At 61.4% G+C, this 18999-nt stretch carries 17 protein-coding genes; 7 read left to right on the top strand and 10 right to left on the bottom strand.

All coding sequences use genetic code 11. The features are described 5' to 3' along the window. The first annotated feature begins 54 nt into the window (after positions 1-54). A complete protein-coding gene (locus CORTU0001_RS11135) occupies positions 55-750 on the top strand; it encodes a heme-binding beta-barrel domain-containing protein (protein ID WP_005325810.1) in 696 nt (231 codons plus the stop codon). On the opposite strand, the gene CORTU0001_RS11130 is transcribed toward CORTU0001_RS11135, so the two are convergent. Then, positions 747-1610 carry an aminodeoxychorismate lyase gene (locus tag CORTU0001_RS11130; RefSeq protein ID WP_034668814.1) on the bottom strand — a complete coding sequence of 288 codons (864 nt, stop codon included), beginning with the start codon at positions 1608-1610 and terminating at the stop codon, positions 747-749. The two genes, CORTU0001_RS11135 and CORTU0001_RS11130, sit on opposite strands and share 4 nt — an antisense overlap. A gap of 30 nt (positions 1611-1640) precedes the next feature. On the opposite strand from CORTU0001_RS11130, the gene ygfZ reads away from it, so the two are divergent. Together ygfZ and CORTU0001_RS11120 are read left to right on the top strand one after the other, a co-directional pair. Then, on the top strand, positions 1641-2705 hold the full coding sequence (gene ygfZ / locus CORTU0001_RS11125; RefSeq protein WP_005330029.1) for a CAF17-like 4Fe-4S cluster assembly/insertion protein YgfZ: 1065 nt from the start codon (positions 1641-1643) through the stop codon (positions 2703-2705). 140 nt (positions 2706-2845) lie between these two features. Beyond that, entirely contained in the window at positions 2846-3043 is a 198-nt protein-coding gene (locus tag CORTU0001_RS11120) for a DUF3073 domain-containing protein (protein ID WP_005330028.1), read from the top strand. A gap of 91 nt (positions 3044-3134) precedes the next feature. Here CORTU0001_RS11120 and purM read toward each other — a convergent pair whose 3' ends face one another. From purM to CORTU0001_RS11105, 3 genes are read right to left on the bottom strand one after another with little or no spacing between them, the layout of a single operon-like run. Further along, on the bottom strand, positions 3135-4187 hold the full coding sequence (purM, locus tag CORTU0001_RS11115) for a phosphoribosylformylglycinamidine cyclo-ligase (protein WP_005330026.1): 1053 nt from the start codon (positions 4185-4187) through the stop codon (positions 3135-3137). Between the two features lie 18 nt (positions 4188-4205). After that, the gene (gene purF / locus CORTU0001_RS11110) at positions 4206-5702 is read right to left on the bottom strand and encodes an amidophosphoribosyltransferase (RefSeq protein ID WP_005330025.1); all 1497 of its coding nucleotides are present in this window, start codon (positions 5700-5702) and stop codon (positions 4206-4208) included. A gap of 10 nt (positions 5703-5712) precedes the next feature. Beyond that, positions 5713-6117, bottom strand: a complete 405-nt coding sequence (locus CORTU0001_RS11105) for a sterol carrier family protein (protein WP_005330024.1) — start codon at positions 6115-6117, stop codon at positions 5713-5715. Between the two features lie 33 nt (positions 6118-6150). Between CORTU0001_RS11105 and CORTU0001_RS11100 the strand changes: the two genes are divergently transcribed. Continuing rightward, positions 6151-7161 carry an acyl-CoA thioesterase gene (locus CORTU0001_RS11100; protein WP_005330023.1) on the top strand — a complete coding sequence of 337 codons (1011 nt, stop codon included), beginning with the start codon at positions 6151-6153 and terminating at the stop codon, positions 7159-7161. Positions 7162-7297: 136 nt separating this feature from the next. Continuing rightward, a complete protein-coding gene (locus tag CORTU0001_RS11095) occupies positions 7298-8461 on the top strand; it encodes an asparaginase (protein ID WP_005330022.1) in 1164 nt (387 codons plus the stop codon). Here the strand turns inward: CORTU0001_RS11095 and trhA are convergent. After that, entirely contained in the window at positions 8458-9171 is a 714-nt protein-coding gene (gene trhA / locus CORTU0001_RS11090) for a PAQR family membrane homeostasis protein TrhA (protein WP_034668832.1), read from the bottom strand. The genes CORTU0001_RS11095 and trhA overlap by 4 nt on opposite strands. Positions 9172-9405: 234 nt before the next feature. Between trhA and CORTU0001_RS11085 the strand changes: the two genes are divergently transcribed. After that, positions 9406-10416 carry a GIY-YIG nuclease family protein gene (locus tag CORTU0001_RS11085; RefSeq protein ID WP_005330020.1) on the top strand — a complete coding sequence of 337 codons (1011 nt, stop codon included), beginning with the start codon at positions 9406-9408 and terminating at the stop codon, positions 10414-10416. A gap of 52 nt (positions 10417-10468) precedes the next feature. Here CORTU0001_RS11085 and CORTU0001_RS11080 read toward each other — a convergent pair whose 3' ends face one another. From CORTU0001_RS11080 to purS, 5 genes are all read right to left on the bottom strand, one after another. Next, positions 10469-10729, bottom strand: a complete 261-nt coding sequence (locus CORTU0001_RS11080) for a metal-sensitive transcriptional regulator (RefSeq protein ID WP_005330019.1) — start codon at positions 10727-10729, stop codon at positions 10469-10471. Then, a complete protein-coding gene (locus CORTU0001_RS11075) occupies positions 10729-12345 on the bottom strand; it encodes an FAD-dependent oxidoreductase (protein WP_005330018.1) in 1617 nt (538 codons plus the stop codon). The genes CORTU0001_RS11080 and CORTU0001_RS11075 overlap by 1 nt, the downstream gene beginning before the upstream one ends. A gap of 427 nt (positions 12346-12772) precedes the next feature. Then, positions 12773-15082 carry a phosphoribosylformylglycinamidine synthase subunit PurL gene (gene purL / locus CORTU0001_RS11070; RefSeq protein WP_005330017.1) on the bottom strand — a complete coding sequence of 770 codons (2310 nt, stop codon included), beginning with the start codon at positions 15080-15082 and terminating at the stop codon, positions 12773-12775. A gap of 13 nt (positions 15083-15095) precedes the next feature. Beyond that, positions 15096-15779 (bottom strand): phosphoribosylformylglycinamidine synthase subunit PurQ, encoded by a 684-nt coding sequence (gene purQ / locus CORTU0001_RS11065; RefSeq protein ID WP_005325791.1) that lies wholly within the window; start codon positions 15777-15779, stop codon positions 15096-15098. Next, the gene (purS, locus tag CORTU0001_RS11060; RefSeq protein WP_005330015.1) at positions 15780-16022 is read right to left on the bottom strand and encodes a phosphoribosylformylglycinamidine synthase subunit PurS; all 243 of its coding nucleotides are present in this window, start codon (positions 16020-16022) and stop codon (positions 15780-15782) included. 232 nt (positions 16023-16254) lie between these two features. Here purS and CORTU0001_RS11055 point away from each other — a divergent pair, with 232 nt between their 5' ends. Next, on the top strand, positions 16255-18996 hold the full coding sequence (locus CORTU0001_RS11055) for an ExeM/NucH family extracellular endonuclease (RefSeq protein ID WP_005330013.1): 2742 nt from the start codon (positions 16255-16257) through the stop codon (positions 18994-18996). Positions 18997-18999 lie beyond the last annotated feature (3 nt).

Here is an 18999-nt window from a genome sequence, read left to right as displayed (position 1 = left end):
CGAGGTCCAAGTCTAGTAGTTAAAAAGGCGGGTGCACGACTAGGCTGGACGCCCATGAGCGAAAATAATAATGAAACCACCCCTGAAAACATCGAGACCACCGCGGCTTCCCACCCGGAAAACGATCCAGGAAAACTCAATGGCAACGATGCCGTGAACCAGGCTGCCGAGCAGTGGAAGGACGCCGCTAGCCGCAATATCCCCGCTCTCGAGCTGGGCGATACCCCGGTACCGGACGATACCGCGAACCTGCGCCAGGGCCCATCGCTGCACGACGGCCTGCTGGGCCTACTCCCCCTTGTGGGCGTCTGGCAGGGTGAGGGCCAGGCCCACGATACGAAGGGCCAGGAGTACACCTTTGGCCAGCAGTTGGTCATCGCCCACGACGGCGAGAATTACCTGACCTTTAGCTCCCGTACCTGGAAGATCGATACCGAAGGCAAGCCGGAAGGCCCGTCCGTGCGCGAGACCGGCTTCTGGCGCATCTCGGAAAAGGATGAAATCGAGGTCACCTACACCTCTTCTACCGGCATCGTGGAAATCTTCTACGGCGAACCCTTCAATGACCGCGCATGGCAGCTGGAATCCGCCTCCACCATGGTTACGGAAACCGGCCCGAAGAACTTGGGCCCAGGCAAGCGCATGTACGGCCTCATGCCCAATAACAACCTGGGCTGGGTAGACGAGCGCATGGTTGATGGCGAGATGCGCCCCTACATGTCCGCGGAGCTCACCCGCATCGCCGGCTAAGCCCCAAGCGCTGCATCAATAAGGTCTCGGATGACGTCCACGTTGTCCGGGGCCTTTAATTTTTTGTCATTGAGCCGGGTAACGCGCGCGGCAACGCGCACCGAGGACACCAACCACACCGAGTCCGCCTTTTCCAGATATTCCACGGTCAGCGGCTTGGCCTTGCAGCGATAGCCTTTCTCTTTGGCATGGGCGAAGAGCGCCGCTTGCGTGGTGCCGGGCAGGATCCCGCGCCCGGCCGCGGTGCGCAGTTTCTCGCCCTTGACGGCCACCACGGTAGAGGTGGCGCCCTCGAGAATTTCTCCGGTGTCCGGATCGGTGAGGATGAGATCCTCAAAGCCCTTCTCCCGCGCCATGCGCAGCATCGCCATGGTGGCCGCGTAATTGAGCGTCTTGGCGGGCAATTCCTCCGCTACGTGCCACAGGCGGGGGCTTGTCATGACGGCGACGCCGTGGGCGCGCTGCTCTAGCACCTTCTCCTCAATCGGCTGCACCACAACCCACGCGCTCGGCCGCCCCGTAGAAGCGCGCCCGCGGGTATAGGTCCACGTGCATTTAGCATCGCCTTGCTCGTCCCCGCAGAAGTCCGCGATGGCGAGCCGGGTGGCTTCTTCCCACTTGTCCATGGGCGGCTCTGGCAGGTTCATCGTGCGAGCTGAATCGCAGAAGCGCTGCGCGTGGCGCTGCAGGTTAGCGGCTTTGCCTCCGCGCACGAGCAGGGATTCAAAGATGCCATCGCCGCGGGTGACCGCGGCATCATCTGCGTAGATAAGAGGCAGCGCGGGCATGTGCCTGCGTACCGACCCTCCAAAGGGCTCCACAACGTAGATGACCGGCTCTTTTCGCGGCGAAAACTTCATACTTTTGATTATGCCCTACCATCGGTAGTTGTGAGTTATTCTTCGCCTCTTCTGCAGCGCGCCGGTGCCGCGGAGCACCAGGACGCGACCGTACTCGATGCCCAGGGCGTGGCCTGGCACTATGGCAATCCGCTGGGCGAGCAACGGGCCGCCGATGGCGGCACCATCGTCATTGACCGCTCCCAGCGCCGCGTCATTCGCGTGAGCGGCAAGGACGCCGCCGAGTTTCTAAATAATCTGCTTTCACAGAAGCTTGACGACGCCCCCGTGGGTTTCACCGCCGGCGCCCTCGACCTGGACATCCAAGGCCACATCCTCCACCACATGGATATCGTGCGAACCGACGATGCCTTTCTTATCGACGTCCCCGCGGCGCAATTCGACTCCCTCTTTAAGTTCCTCACCATGATGGTCTTCTGGTCCGAGGTCACCGTAGAGGAAGCAGATATCGCCATCCTCACCCTCCTGGGTGAGGCCGATGTTTCGCTGCCCCCCATGGTGGAGTTTTCCCGCCAGGTCCAGTGGTCGGGAATCAAGCGCGTTGACCTTGGCGTTCCGCGGGAATCCTTGGTCGAGGCAACGAAACACCTGGAGGAATCCGGTGCACGGCTAGCGGGGCTCATGGCGTTTACCGCCGAGCGCGTTCGCGCCCGTGAGCCGGAGCTGGCAGCGGATCTGGATAATAAGTCCATCCCCCACGAGGTGCCGCAGTGGATCAGCCGCAGCGTGGATAACCCGGCCCACGTTCACCTCAATAAGGGCTGCTACCGCGGCCAGGAAACGGTGGCGCGCGTAGAAAATCTGGGCCGCTCCCCTCGTCTATTGGTGCAGCTGCACCTCGACGGCTCCGCGCCACAACGGCCAAATGTGGGCGATGACATTACTTTCAACGGACGTAAGGTAGGCCGCATCGGCACAATTGTGGATGACTGCGATTTCGGCCCCATCGCCCTCGGCCTAGTGAAGCGCTCTGCGCTGGACGCCGGCACCCTAGAAGTGGGCGATACCGCGGCGTCTATCGATCCTTCCTCCATCCCCGAGGATGAGGGCCCCAAGGCTGGGCGCGAGGCGGTAAACCGGCTGCGCGGGCGTTAGATCTCCCACTAGCTAGGGGGCGGTGCGGAATTTTTTCGTCACACAGGCTATTGTGTCTTACAGGAAGATACTCAATAGACAAGTCGATGGGGCGCCCAAGAATCCCTGGCGCGCCCTACTAACCCAAGGGGGTCATGCACATGGGACGCGGACGCGCAAAGGCAAAGCAGACCAAAGTTGCACGCCAGCTCAAGTACAACTCACCCGAGATGGATATCGAGTCCCTGCAACGGGAACTCGCCGCACAGCAAGAGGGTGACTCCCGCGATTATGAAGAGGATGACCCATACGCCGACTACGTCGACGAATGGGATGATGACGACCGCGACGAACGCTAATCTTCCGCTCGCCGCCGGATAGCTCAAGGGCCCTAGGAAATCTCCTAGGGCCCTTCCTCATACCCTCCCCCCTGGCAGGGGCAGGGCCCTGCTAGAAGTTTGGGTGCTCGCCGTGCATAACCACGCGCGGCTCCTCGCCGGTGGCGGAGCGGACGGTGCCCAGCTCCCACGCATCGATGTGGCGTGCGGTAAGCATTGCTAGGGCACGGTCGCGGTCTTCAGGATTGACTACGGCAATCATGCCGACGCCCATGTTGAAGGTCTTCTCCATTTCCGCCAGATCCACCTTGCCCACTGAGGAGATGAGCTTGAAGATCTGGCCCGGGGTCCAGGTGGCGCGGTTAATATCGGCCGCTAGACCTTCTGGAATGACGCGCTCGAGGTTGCCAGCCAGTCCACCGCCGGTGACATGGCAGAAGGTGGATACGGAGCACTCGCTAGCCAAAGCCAGGCAGTCCTTGGCGTAAATGCGGGTGGGCTCCAGCAACTCCTCGCCGAGGGGGCGGCCAAGCTCTTCCACGTGGCCGTCGAGAGGCATGCCAGCCTGCTCCAGCAGGACGTGGCGGGCCAGGGAGTAGCCATTGGAGTGTAGGCCGGAAGAGCCCATAGCGATGAGCACGTCGCCCTCACGGACCTTGTCTGGGCCAAGTACGCCATCGGCTTCTACGACGCCAACCGCGGTGGCGGAGACATCGTATTCGTTTTCTTCCATCATGCCGGGGTGCTCGGCGGTCTCGCCGCCCAGCAGCGCGGCGCCGGCCTGCACACAGCCCTCGGCGATGCCCTTAACTACCTCGGCCACCTTTTCCGGCACGACCTTTCCCACGGCAATGTAGTCCTGCAGGAAGAGTGGCTCCGCGCCGCAGACAACGAGGTCGTCCACGCACATGGCGACGAGGTCGATGCCGATGGTGTCGTGCTTGTCCATGGCCTGGGCCACGGCCAGCTTGGTGCCGACGCCGTCGGAACCGGCGGCCAAGATGGGCTCCTTGTAATCGCCGAGCTTGAACAGGCCAGCAAAGCCGCCAAGACCGCCCAGAACCTCAGGGCGGGTGGCGCGCTTAGCGTGCGGGGCGAAAAGTTCTACGGCGCGGTCGCCCTCCTCGATGCTGACGCCGGCTGCTGCGTAAGTATTGTCACTCATGGTTTCAGGTGTCCTTTGTTATTCGGTGCCGAGCAGGGTGCGCACGGCGTCTGCATTGGGGTTTCCGGCGGGCAGGCCAAGTGGGTACTCGCCCGAGAAGCAGGCGGTGCACAGCTCGGAACGGGGCTGTTCGGTGGCGGCCACCATCTCCTCAATGGAGACAAAGCCCAGGGAATCGGCGCCGATGGTGTCACAGATAGTGGCGCAGACGGTTTCCGGATCGTCGGAGGGGCTGGCGTTGGCAATCAGCTCGCCCGGGGAGGCGAAGTCGATGCCGTAGAAGCACGGCCACTTCACTGGCGGGGAGGCGATGCGCACGTGCACCTCGGCGGCGCCGGCCTCGCGCAGCATGCGGATGAGCGCGCGCTGGGTATTGCCGCGGACGATGGAATCATCCACCACGACGAGCTTCTTGCCGTTGATGACCTCACGCAGCGGGTTGAGCTTCAAGCGGATGCCCAGCTGGCGCAGGGTCTGGGTGGGCTGGATGAAGGTGCGGCCCACATAAGCGTTCTTGACCAAGCCGTGGGCGAAAGTGATGCCGGATTCGCGGGCATAGCCCACGGCGGCCGGGTTGCCGGATTCGGGAACCGGAATGACCAGGTCCGCGCCCTCGGCCGGGTATTCGCGGGCCAAGCGGCGGCCGATGTCCACGCGGGAGGCGTTGACGGAACGGCCTTTGATATCGCTATCCGGGCGGGCCAAGTAGACGTACTCGAAGACACAGCCGTGGCGCTTGGCCGGCGCGAAGTTCACGGAACGGATGCCAGCCTCATCGATGGCGACGAGCTCGCCAGGTTCAATCTCGCGGATGAACTGAGCGCCGCAGATATCGAGCGCACAGGTCTCGGAGGCTACCACCCAGCCCTTGGCCAAGCGGCCGAGGACCAGCGGGCGCACGCCGTGCGGGTCGCGCGCGGCGTACATGGTGTGACCATCGGTAAAGGTCAGGCAGAATGCGCCCTTCACGCGCGGAAGCAGGTCACGAGCGGAGTCAAAGACGGAGGTGTTTTCATCCACGCCGTCGGCAAGCAGCATAGACAAGCACATGGAATCGGACACCGATTCCTCATGGGGCTTAATCAAGCCGCGCTGCACCGCCTCCTCGCGCAGCTCTAAGTAGTTGACCAGGTTGCCGTTGTGCCCAAGGGCGATGTCTACCCCGGTGGAGGAGGTAGAAAACATCGGCTGAACATTGGACCATTCCTTGCCGCCGGCGGTGGAATAGCGCGTGTGGCCCACCGCTACGTTTCCTTGGAGGGCAGACAGGGTGGGCTCATCAAAAATATTGGCCACGAGGCCCATGTCCTTGAAGACGACGATGCGGTCATCATCGCCCACCGCAATGCCGGCAGCCTCCTGGCCACGGTGCTGCAGGGCGAAGAGACCAAAGTAGGTCAGCTTGGAGACTTCCTCCCCGGGAGCCCAAACGCCATAGACGCCGCACTCTTCGCGGGGCTCCTGCTCATTATGATCGTCAAGATTGGTGATACTAGGAGTATGTACTTCTACCACGGCGTTTATATTAGCCTGTCGCGCCGCCGGAAACTAACGGAATAAGCGGCAACCACTGCGCAATTTCGCTCGCGCGGGAGCCGGAAGCATCGACGCGACCAGTGCTTACGGTCTCTTCCCAGTCCGCCAATCCGGTGGCGAGGCGCAGCCAGGTTTCCGGGTCGGTCTCCACCACATTGGGTGGGGTGCCGCGGGTATGGCGGGGTCCTTCAATGCACTGCACCGCAACAAATGGGGGTACGCGCAGTTCCACGGAATGACCCGGCGCGTCGGCCTCGAGGGTGCGGGCGGTGCGGCGGACGGCGTCGGCAAGCAGGGCCCTACCAGGCTTATCATGCTCCGCCGGGGCGGCAATCCAGTCTTTGATGGCCATGACGGCCGCGCGGGTGGCTGCGGGATCGACGGGCTTTTTCATAGCTACATCATAGCTACTGTTATCTTGTTGTTTATGTCACCTACGCCTTCCGTTGCGGAAAATCAGAAATCGCCGGCGCTGACGCTGCGCTTTATGGCATCGCCAACCGACGTCACCATGGCCGGCGCCACCGGCATCAGCGGTGGCCGCGTCTTGGAATGGATTGACAAAGCCGCCTATGCCTGCGCCGTGCAGTGGTCCGGCCAGTACTGCGTGACCGCATACGTGGGCCATATTCACTTCACCCGTCCGATCCCTTCCGGGCACATCGTGGAGGTACGCTCCCGCATCGCCATGACCGGCCGTTCCTCCATGCACATCGTCAACGAAGTGCTCTCTGCCGACCCGCGCGAAGGCATTTTTACCCGCGCCTGCGATTGCCTGGTCATCTTCGTAGCCAAGGACCCGGCCACCGGCAAGTCCACCCCCGTGCCGCCCTTCGTCCCAGAGACCGATGAGCAGTGCCGCGTGGAGGAGGCCGCCAAGTCCCGCATCGAGCTACGCAAGGCCATCGAGGAAGAGATGGAAAAGCAAACCTACGACGGGCCTTCCGATGCGCCGCGCATGGTCAACCGCTTCCTGGCCAAGCCCACCGACGTCAACTGGGGCGGCAAGGTCCACGGCGGCACGGCCATGCAGTGGATCGATGAGGCCGGCGCGGCCTGCACCATGGAGTGGTCCGCAGAGCGCACCGTTGCGGTGTACGCCGGCGGCATCCGCTTCTACCGCCCAATTTCCATCGGTGACCTCATTGAAGTCGACGCCCGCATGATGCGCACCGATACCCGCTCGATGCAGATGTCCATCCACGTCCGCTCCGGCAACCCGCGCGGCGGCCGCGATAACCTGCAAACCGCCATCCATGCCACAGTGGCCTATATCGCCCTGGACCACGATGGCCAGCCGCAGGTAGCCCGCCCCTTCCACCCGCACACCGAGGAAGACAAGCGCCTGGCCGAGCACGCCACCCTCCTGCGCGGGCTGCGCGCCAAGTACTCGCCAAAACCGCTAGTGGTAGCGCCATCGAACCAGCACATCGACTAGCTGCTCTCCCCTCGTTTCGGTGTTAGCAAGTCCATAGTGGCAGCGGGCTCCCCGCCTTTCTGCCTTAGATGGACGTATATGCGGCCGACGATTCCCGCCGCCCGCTTTCGCCTCCCACACACAGAAACGAGGGAATATGCACACCTCAACAATGCGTCGCTCGGCCCGCGCCGGCCTTGCCTTAATAACTTCCGCATTCCTCTTGGCGTCCTGCCAAAATCCGGATAACCGCCCGGAAGAGGAGACTTCGGCCGCCGCACCCGAGTCTTCCGCCCCGCAGAGCGCCGCCAGTTCCACGTCTGCAACCACGGAAGAAACTACCGAAACCTCTGCAGCGGAACACGAGGGTCCACGCGCCACTGCCGAGGGCCACGTGGTGGTCCTTTCTACCGGCGGCACCATTGCCAGCACGCACGATAAGACAGGTGCGGTGGTTCCCACCGTCACCGGCTCCAAGCTGGTGGAGCCCCTTTCCGGCACCTTTGACAAGGACAAACTCACGCTAGAGGTCAAAGACATTGCCAAGCTGGATTCTTCCGCGATGACCTTGGACGATACTGATACCATCATCGAGGCCGTAGATAAGGAACTACAGCGCGATGATGTCGATGGCGTGGTGGTCACCCACGGCACCGATTCCATGGAAGAGACCGCCATCGCCGTCGATACCTTCCAGGACAGCGATAAGCCGGTAGCCCTTACCGGAGCGATGCGCCCCTTTGATGACCCGGATCCGGATGGTCCGGACAACTTGGCGCTTGCGGTCAAGACCGTAACCGACCCTTCCAACAAGGGCCGCGGTACCTTCATCGCCTTCGCGGATCACGTCATCCCGGCCCGTGGTGCTTTCAAATCCGACACCACCAAAGCCGATGGCTTTGCCAATAACAATGGCAAGAAGCAGCCTCAGCGCCCGAAGGCCCTGAAGCATCAGCCGCTGGGCAATACCCGCGTCGATATCATCGCCGCCTACCCCGGCGCGCCGGCCGACCTTATCCAGCGCTCCTTGGACAGCGGCGCCGAAGGCATCGTGATTGAAGGAATGGGCGCCGGCAATATCGGCGACGAGCTAGCCCAAGCCGCCAAAGCCGCGGCCAAGAAGGTTCCGGTTGTGCTCACCACCCGTGTGGATCACGGCCCAGTGGAGGGCATCTACGGCGGTGCCGGTGGCGGCGCCACGCTTGCCGACGCCGGCGTTATCTCCTCCGGCACCCTGCGCGCTCCCCAAGCCCGCATTCTGCTAGCCGCCGCGATTACGACCGATACCGATCCCGCGGAGCTCTTCCCCGACGCCGACTAAGCAGCCCCCTGAACCACGACCATCCACACCGCTACTAGGTGCACCACCGCCGCCGCAATCGTCGCGGTGTGGAAGTGCTCGTGGTAGCCGTAGTAGCGCGCGTTGCGCCCTGGCCACTTAAAGCCATAGACCAGCGCGCCTAGCGAGTACACCACGCCGCCGGCAACGAGCAGCCAGACGACGGCCGCGCCGGCCTGCGTCCACAGCGTGGGCAGCAGCGGCAGCACCAGCCACCCCAGCGCTAGGTAGACCACCACGTCGAGCCAGCGCGGATGGCTAATCCACACCAGGTTCAAAATCACGCCGAGAATCGCTCCTGCCCAGGCAACGCCTAGCATCCATGCCGCCTGCACCGGCGATAACACGATGAGGCACAGCGGCGTGTAGGTCGCGGCGATAAATACCGAGATGGTCGCGTGGTCCGCTCGCCGCCACCACTGCACGGCACGCGTACTCGCCCACGGGTAGCGGTGGTAGAGCGCCGAGACGCCAAAAAGCCCGACCAACCCCACCCCGTAAACAGTTACACCAAGCCCCTGCCACCACTGCAGCGTCATCCACGCATAGGTAATGAGCACGGTGGAGGCAATCACCGACAACAAAGCTGCAATCGCATGTCCCCAGCCACGGCTTAGCGGCCGGGGCCCGCGGTCCGCCATCCAGTAAGTGCGCTGGACAAGGCCCGGGCCCGGCGCGCTGTCTGCATGCATCTGTGCCACGACGATATTCCCTCCTGATGCCCTTGCAACGGACAACTTACGATACCGTAAGTGTACGGACGAAGGCGGTGGCCTTCAAGGGAAGATACGTGGAAACTCACGTGCCTCAAGAGAACGAATCAGGTCAGAAGCACAGGCTTCAGCAAACTAGGTTTTACAAGTACGGCCCCTGGTATGGCCACAGTGAGAGAGTGCGCAACCATCCCCTGATTAAGGAGCTAGACAATGGACACATTGCGATTTAAGCGGTGGAAATTTACTTCTGATTTAGCGCCTTCCGCAGTGTTGTCCTTGAAGAACGAATGCGGCATCTATGTGCTTGAATTCGCCAACGGCGAGCAATACGTCGGCCAAACAATTCACTTTCCTATCCGTCTGGCCAAACACCGGAGAACCTATCCGGATCTTATAGCCATCAACTTCGCTGAGGTTCCTGCAAAAGACCTCGATATGGCCGAATATGGCGAGATTCAGCGGCGGCGAAAATCGGGAATCCAACTACGCAATAAAACACTCCTGGCGCAGCCTTTGGGCGATTCACCTTTGGACGATCTCATCGACCAGCAAGAGCAAGCAGCATGGCTCGACGTTGCAGCAACCGATGACGAAGAAATCCACATCGGAGACAGGGCCGAAGTGGCTCGCGGACGCACCCTATCCAATAAGAAATTTGATCAGCTGCAGCAGCAACCTCACTTCGAAGAAGCGCTCAATTCTCTTGCTGCATACGTAGCCTATGTCATTCCCTACCCGCACCTGACCGAAAAGAAGACCTGGACTGTCACCGCCATGCCTTCAACCAACCGGCGCCCAACGGACAAACGCGTGGCCGCCCTTAGTGTCAATAACGTGGAAATGATGTATCTAAGGCTCGTGCGTGGTTACCAGGACGGAGAATGGACGCCCGTGGCCACTCTCAATGTGGCCGATACTTACCAGCCGCCCCCATATATGCGTGACTTTGTGTACCCGGGTAGTTATCGCTCAGCTGGTCCCGTCAAAGCCATAATCATGGAGGAATTCCTCATCAAGGAATTCTTGATGAATGATGCCATCTTGCTCGCGGCACGCGAGCTTGCTCTGGGCCAGATGCGCAAAGGAACCACGATGTTTTCGAAGTACCACAATGATGCGCTCTCGGATGCCATCTTTGAGCGCATCGACCAGTGGATCACCGACAACAATCAAATGTTTTTTAAAACAATGCCGCAGAAGAGGAGAAAAGTTAAAACGTAGGACTACTCCAACAGGGACAATCGACCTATCACCCAAACCAGATTTAAAGTGCCTAAGACAAAGAGAGAAAAAGCTTCTCCATCTTTTCAGCATCGATTCCGTCCGGGCCTTCCTCGCTATAGCACCGTTTAAGCCCCGCCGCGATAACGGAATACCCTGCACGGTCGATTGCTTTGGCAGCAGCGGCGAGCTGGGTGATTGCTGCCTCGCATTCCTCCCCAGATTCGAGCATGCGGATAACCGCGTCAATTTGCCCGCGTGCTCGTTTCAATCTGGTAATCGACGGCTTCACCTCTTGCGGATCGAGGTTCATTAATCCTCCTGTCCATTAGTCCACGTAAGGTAACCACCGTCTAGATTAGCAACGTCGTAGCCTAGGTTTGTGAGCAACCGTGCCGCATTATGCCCGCGGAGTCCCACCTGGCAATGCACAATAACGTCGTCATGATCAGCAATCTCCTCGTGCCGAACACGCAACTCATCCAAAGGAATATTTACCGCCCCTGGAATCGCGCCGGAAGCAAACTCTTCTGGACTGCGAACATCAACAAGCAATGCGCCAGACGCTAGGCGCTCATCGAGCTCGTGCCACTGAACGGTTTTCTCCCCACGGGCAATATTGTCATTAATAAATCCAGCAAAATTGATTGGATCCTTAGCCGAGCCGAACTGTGGTGCGTAGGCCAATTCCAAATCTGCCAAATCGGTCGCGCTCAAGCCAGCTCGCATGGCAGTGGCGATAACGTCGATACGCTTATCCACTCCCTCTTCGCCTACAATCTGTGCGCCCAAAATGGCATCACTCTCAGAATCCACAATCATTTTCATATGTAGTTGGGCTGCACCCGGATAATACCCGGCATGGCTCGATGGGTGGAGGTGAATAACGCGCACGTCCTTCCCCTCGGCTCGGGCGCGGCGCTCATTCCACCCCGTTGATGCTGCAGCTAGGCCAAATAGTCCCACGATTGCAGTACCAAGTACCGGCAGGGAACTAGTGGTGCGGCCGGTAATAATATCTGCCACTAGGCGTCCATGGCGATTAGCAGTCTGCGCTAAGGGCACCAAAGTGTTGTCGCCGGAATGAATATCTTTCTTAGTTGCAGCATCTCCTAAAGCAAATATGTGCGGGTCACTTGTGCGCTGTTGTGCATCGACGATGATCCCGCCACGGTCAGAGACTTCCAACCCCGCTGCTTGAGCGAGTTCACTGGCTGGGCGCACACCAATTGCTGCAATGACTAAATCTGCCTCAAGGGTCTGCCCATTCTGCAGGGTCACACCGGTCTCAGAAATTTCCGTAGCCTGGGCGTTAGTCCGGATATCCACGCCATTGTCTCGCATATGCTTAGCAACGATCGCTGCCATTTCTACGTCCAGTGGCCCCATAATCTGTGAGCCAGCCTCTACGAGCGTGACGGCCAAGCCTTGGTGACGTAGGTTTTCCGCCATTTCAAGGCCGATGAATCCTCCACCGATGATGACGGCTTTTTCCTTGCCCGGTACCGCAGTGACAATACGGTCTACGTCCTCTACCGTCCGTAGAGTATACGCAGTCTCGATTCCTGCAATGGGCGGTAAGAACGGCGTTGCCCCTGGTGAGAGCACGAGCTCGTCATACCTAATGACCTCACCAGACTCCGTGGTTACCGTCTGCTCATCTGGGTCAATGCTTGACGCGCGAGTGTTAACGCGGACATCTAGATTGAACCTTTCTTTAAGCGCTTTTGGCGTCTGGAGCAACAGTGAAGAACGTTCTGGGATTACTCCGCCGACATGGTACGGCAGCCCACAATTGGCAAAAGATACGTGCCCGGAGGCTTCCAGAACGATAATGGCGCGATTTTCATCGTTACGACGCAGGCGCGTAGCGGTAGACATACCGCCAGCTACGCCACCGATAATAACTGTAGTGGGATTATTGGACATATCTGAACCTTTCAAGAGGATTGAGACAAGAAGGACACTCTTCCGAAAACTCCGTAACGCTAGCCAAAAATTCGGCCAAGCAGGCCCGCCGGGCCATTGCTTCCAGCGTTACTACTGCGTGGACAGGTGCACCATTGGTTGGCAGGAACGGAAGCTTTTACTTGCTCGATGTGATTACCACACCCCTCCCAGGTGGTCTTTCCACAGTTTTTACATTTCACAGGACGACACATAGAAATTCTCCCTTCGTTCGTATACCCCATGGGGTATAGCGCTTACCAGCACCAATATACCCCTGGGGGTATATTGGTGTCAAGGGTTCCCTGTTAGAACAAATGGAAACCGACATCACAGAAATGCGAAAAGCCCAGCCGAAGCTGGGCTTATTCGGTGCTTTCGCCATTAGGTTTCAGCGATGCCGCAGGGCCTACTCCACTACAGAGTTAGCACCCACGGCATGGTCGAAGAGGTCCGGCAGGGTGGCGGACCAGGCGGAGACCAGCTGGGAGATGGCGACGGACTCGCCGCCGAGGGTAAGGGCGCCGGTTTCGGTGGTCTCGCCAACGATGGCGGCAGGAATGCCCAGCTCGCCGGCGCGGGCGAGGACCTGATCGGCGCGGTCGGAGGTGGTGGCCACGAGCACGCGGGAGGCGGACTCGGAGAAGGCGGCGACGAACTCGTCCTCGTGGACCGCGGTGAGGTCCAGGTTGAGGCCGAGGCCGGCGCCGTCGGCAGTAGCACCGGCGCGCTTTGCCATCTCAAAGGCGGTGACGGCAAGGCCGCCCTCGGAGATATCGTGTGCGGCGGTGAGCAGCTCATTGCCGTGGAAGAACTCGGCCAAGCGCTTCTCGTTGGCCATGTCTACCTGCGGCGGCAGACCATTGAGGGAGGAAGCATCGGAGGTATCGGCGCTGACCTGCTGCCAGATGGAGCCGCCGAACTCATCCTTGGTCTCACCCAGGGCGATGAGCACTTCCTTCTCGCCCACGGTGCCCAGCTCGTTGCCGATGGCCTTGTGCACGTCATCGATAACGCCCAGCACGCCCACCACAGGGGTGGGCAGGATCGGCTCTTCGCCGGTCTGGTTGTAGAAGGAAACGTTGCCGCCGGAGACAGGGATGGAAAGCTCCACGGCGGCGTCGGCAAGCCCATGCACAGACTCGCGGAACTGCCACATAACGTCGGGGTTTTCCGGGGAACCGTAGTTCAAGCAGTTGGTGATCGCGACGGGCTTGGCGCCGGTGACGGCGACGTTGCGGTAGGCCTCCGCCAGCGCGAGGCGGGCGCCCATGTTCGGATCCAGCTTGGTGTAGCGGCCGGAAGCATCGGCGGAAACAGCCACGCCGCGGCCGGTCTCCTCATCGATGCGCAGCACGCCGGCGTCCGCATGGTGGGACTGGACGGTATTGCCGCGCACGTAGCGGTCGTACTGGTTCATGATGAAATCGCGCGAGCACAGCGCCGGGGAGGACACGAGCTTCTGCAGGGCCTCAACCAGGCCGCGCTTGTCGGTGCCTTGGTACTTCTGCAGCTCGTCCTGCCACTCCGGGCGGGCATACGGGCGGTCATATTCCGGAGCCTCGTCCGCAATGGTGCCGGCCGGGGCATCCACGACGACCTCGCCCTGGTGGCGGATGACCAGGTGGTTGCCCTCGGTGACCTCGCCGATCTCGGCGCAGGTGACGTCCCAGTGCTCGCAGATTTCGCGGAACTTCGCCACGTTCTCCGGAGCCACAACGGCGCACATGCGCTCCTGGGATTCGGAGGCGAGGATCTCGGCCGCGGTCATATTCTGCGCGCGCAGCGGCACGTTATCCAGGTTGACCTCCATGCCGCCATCGCCGGAGGCAGCCAGCTCGGAGGTAGCGCAGGCCAGGCCCGCGCCGCCCAAGTCCTGGATGCCTACGACCACGCCAGCGTGGTAGAGGTCCAGGCAGCACTCGATGAGGACCTTCTCCGCGAAGGGGTCGCCCACCTGCACGGCCGGCAGCTTGCGCTCGGCGCCGTCCTCGAAGGTATCGGAGGCCAGCACGGACACGCCGCCGATGCCATCCAGGCCGGTGCGGGAGCCGAAGAGCATGACCTTGTTGCCCTTGCCGGACGCAAAGGCCAGCTTCAGGTCATCAACCTTGAGGGTACCCACACACAGGGCGTTGACCAGCGGGTTACCGGCATAGGTCTCATCAAAGACGGTCTCGCCACCAATATTGGGCAGGCCCAGGGAGTTGCCGTAGCCACCCACGCCGGAGACCACGCCGGGAAGGACGCGCTTGGTGTCGGGGGCGTCGGCAGGCCCAAAGCGCAGCTGGTCCATCACGGCAATCGGGCGAGCGCCCATGGCCATGATGTCGCGGACGATGCCGCCCACGCCGGTGGCCGCACCCTGGTAAGGCTCCACGTAGGAGGGGTGGTTGTGGGACTCCACGCGGAAGGTCACCGCGTTGCCGTCTCCGATATCCACCACGCCGGCGTTCTCACCGATGCCAGCGAGGATCTTCTCCCCCATCTCCTCGGTCATGGTCTCACCAAAGTAACGCAGGTGCGTCTTGGAAGACTTATAGGAGCAGTGCTCGGACCACATGACGGAGTACATGGTCAGCTCCGCATCGGTGGGGCGACGGCCCAGGATATCGTGGATGCGCTGGTACTCGTCGTCCTTCAGGCCGAGCTCCGCGTAGGGCTGCTGCTCGTCCGGGGTGGACTGCGCCTTTTCTACGGTGTCATTATGAACGGTCATGAAAATGGCCTCCTTAAACCGCCGGCGCCTGCGCGACGGCCTTGATGGCGGATACGAAAAGTCCCAGTCCGTCGGTGGATGGGCCGGTTAGCGTGTCAATGGCGTGCTCGGGGTGCGGCATAAGGCCGACGATGCGGCCGGACTCATCGCTCACACCGGCAATGCCGTTGACGGAACCGTTGTAATTATCGGTATAGCGGAAGACCACGCGGCCCTCGCCCTCGATGCGGGCGATGTCATCATCGCCGGCCTGGAAGCGGCCCTCGCCGTGTTTGGCCGGCACCAGGATCTTCTGGCCCTGCTCAAACTCGCTGGTCCACGCGGTGGTGGAATTGGCCACCTCGAGGTACGTATCGGTGCAGTGGAAGTGCAGGCCCTTATTGCGGGTCAGCGCGCCTGGCAGCAGGCCCGCCTCGGTAAGGATCTGGAAGCCATTGCAGATGCCGAGCACCGGCATGCCCTGCTTCGCACGATCGATAACGGACTGCATCACCGGCGCGAGCGCGGAAATCGCGCCCGAGCGCAGGTAGTCACCATAAGAAAAACCGCCCGGCACTACTACCGCATCCACGCCGTGCAGATCGGTATCTGCGTGCCAGAGGCTTTTGACCTCTGCGCCGGCGGTGCGGGCAGCGCGAGCGGCATCCACATCATCCAGGGTTCCGGGGAAAGTGATTACTCCGATTGTGGCGGTCACTTACTTGACCTCCAGCCCAACAACCTCGTAGTCCTCGATGACGGTATTGGCCAGCAGCGTGGCGGCTACCTTCTCCATGTCCTCTGCGGTAACGGAGTCATCGACCTCGAGCTCGAAGCGCTTTCCCTGGCGCACATCGCTGACACCGGATACCCCGATGCGACCCAGCGCGCGGACGACGGCTTGGCCCTGCGGATCCAGAATCTCCGCCTTGGGCATGACATTGACAACTACACGAGCCATGAAATATTTGCCTTACTGTATGGGGCTTTGGTCTGCGCGGCTTAGTTTAGTTGGCACCCCCGCCTTTTACCTAGACTCACCCCCGCAGTGTGGGTTTCACCCCGGTTGGGCAAACTCTACGTGAACCCCAAACGACGCTCTGGCAAACTTCGGCGCGCGCTCCAGCCTGGCCCGGCGCGGCGCTCTACTAATAGACAACGCACACTGTCGCTCTCTTTTTAAGGTTGAATCTATGTCTTCTCGCCGCCTCGGCGCGCTGGCACTTGCCACCGCCTTGTCTTCTGCCGCCCTTGCCGTTCCTACCGCCACGGCCGCCACCGATGGCTCCGCCGCAGTCATCTCCGAGGTCTACGGGGGAGGCGGCAATAAGGGCGCTGCCTTCACCCATGACTTCATCGAGCTCTATAACCCCACCGATGCCCCGATTGACCTGACCGGCTACACCGTGGAGTACTTCTCCGCCTCCGGCAATACCGGTGGCAAGGTGAAGCTTTCCGGCACGATCGCGCCGCACGGCTACTTCCTGGTGCAGGGCGCGGCCGGCAATGGCGCGGGCGAGGCCCTGCCTGCCCCAGACGCCGAGGGCAACCTCAACATGTCCGGTTCCAAGGGCTCCGTGCAGCTTGCCGACGCCACCGGTACCCCCATCGATGCCATCGGCTACGGCGCCGCTTCCCTGAAGGAAGGCACCGCCGCCGCTGGCCTGTCCAACGCCAAGTCCGCCTCCCGCGACGCCGAGGGCACCGATACCGATGACAACGCCGCCGACTTCACCACCGGCGCCCCTACCCCGACCAACTCCGGCAACGAGGCCCCCGCCCCGCAGCCAGAGGAGCCGGCAGAGCCCGAGCAGCCTACTCCCGAGGGCGTCACCGCCATCGCGGATATCCAGGGCACCGGCGCCGAATCCCCGCTCAAGGACCAGACCGTGGCCACCGAGGGCGTCGTCACCGGCGTGTGGTCCGAAGGCGGCCTTAATGGCTTTACCATCCAGACTGGTGGCACCGGCACCGAGGCCACCGATGCTTCCCAGGCGATCTTTGTCTACATGGGCGATAAGCCGGCCGACCAGTACCCGGCCCTCGAGGATTCCGTCGAGGTCACCGGCAAGGTCTCCGAGTTCTATGGCTCCACCCAGCTCACCGCCTCCACGGTCACGCAGCTCGATACCCCGCTGGAGAAGGTCACCCCGCTTAAGGTGGACCAGCTTCCCGATGGCAACGAAGCCCGCGAGCCCTTCGAGCACATGCTCATCCAGCCCGGCGAGCACACCGTGACCAATAACTACTCGCTCAACCAGTACGGCGAGGTCGGACTCGCCCCCGGCAAGGAAGCCCTCCGTCAGCCTTCCGATGTCTTTTCCCCCTCCACGGATCCCAACTCCGATATTCAGAAGCTGACCAAGGACAACGCCGATAAGTTGGTCACCCTGGACGATGGCCGCACCCGCGACTATCTCAAGACCGACCAGAACACTCCACTGCCCTATATCGCCCAGGATGATGCCCAGACGATCAAGTCCCTGCGCACCACCGATACCGTGTCCTTCCAACACCCGGTCATCGTGGGCTTCTCCCACGACCAGTGGCGCTTCCAGCCCACCACCCCGGTCACCGGCAACACCAAGGGCGCAGACCTGCCCATCTCTTGGGAGGATTCCCGCGCGGCCGAGCTCCACGCCATCGATGACGTTAAGGGCGAGTACACCATCGGCGCCTTCAACGTGCTGAACTACTTCACCTCCCTGGGCGAGGAATTCGGCGGCAGCGCCTACACCGACCGCGAGGGCAATAAGGTCACCGTCAATCGCGGTAAGACCCGCGGCGCCTATACCCAATCCGCGCTGGAAGACCAGGAGCGCAAAATCGTCGCCGCCATTAACGGCCTCGATGCCGATGTCATCGGCCTTTCCGAAATCGAAGATGGCTACGCCGTCACCGGCGACTTCGCCCAGCGCGATAAGGCCCTCAAGCACCTGACGGAAAAGCTCAACGAGGCCGCCGGTTCCGAGAAGTGGGCCTTCGTCCCCTCTCCTTCCGAGGACGCCGTACCGGACTCCCCGGATGTCATCCGCACCGCGTTTATCTACCACAAGGATGTGGTCAAGCCCGTCGGCGAATCCCGCATCTTCCAGGATGATCGCTTCACCGGCACCGCCCGCGAGCCACTCGCCCAGGAGTTCCAGCCGTTAAAGGAGGGCGAGGAATCCTTCGTTGCCGTGGCCAACCACTTCAAGTCCAAGGGCTCCGTAGCCAAGGGCGACGCCGACTCCGGCGACGGCCAGGGCAATAACCCGAACGTCCGCAACGCACAGGCCCAGGCCGTCCTCGATGCGCTGCACAAGCAGGAAGACTGGAAGGACAAGCCGCTATTCGCCCTGGGTGATTTCAATACCTACACCCACGAGACCGCGCTCGATGTCTTCCGCAACGATGGCTTCACCGTCCCTGCCGAAAAGTACGAGGCTGACCCTTCCTACCAATTCTCCGGCCTGCTTGGCACCCTCGACCACGTGCTGGCCAATAAGGTTGCCACCGGCACGCTTGACGACGCCCAAGTGTGGAACATCAATGCCGACGAACCCGTCGCCTTCGAGTATTCCCGCCGCAATTACAACATCGTCGACTTCTACGATGACTCCCCGTTCCGCGCTTCTGACCATGACCCAGTCAAGGTCGGTTTTACCCTCGGCGCAGACGACTCCGCTGGCCAGCCAGACGATCCTGCAGACAAGCCTTCCGATAAGCCAGAGGACAAGCCATCAGAAAAGCCCGGTAAGCCTGGCTTCGGTTCCAACTCCAGCACCAGCTCCGTCGGCGCTGGTATCGCCGCTGCCATCGCGGCCATCGCCGGCCTTATCGCCATCCCCGGCTTCCTCGCGGTGACCGGCAACCTCCAGAAGACCATCCCGGCCCCCATCTGGGGCATGCTGCCGCAGGAAGTAAAGAACTTCATCACCAGCCTGCAGCGCTAACCG

Origin of the sequence: Corynebacterium tuberculostearicum SK141 (genome assembly GCF_000175635.1) — a bacterium.
Lineage (GTDB): Bacteria > Actinomycetota > Actinomycetes > Mycobacteriales > Mycobacteriaceae > Corynebacterium > Corynebacterium tuberculostearicum_C.
Note: the sequence above shows the minus strand (reverse complement) of the source record. Positions and strands in the feature narration are given on the sequence as shown.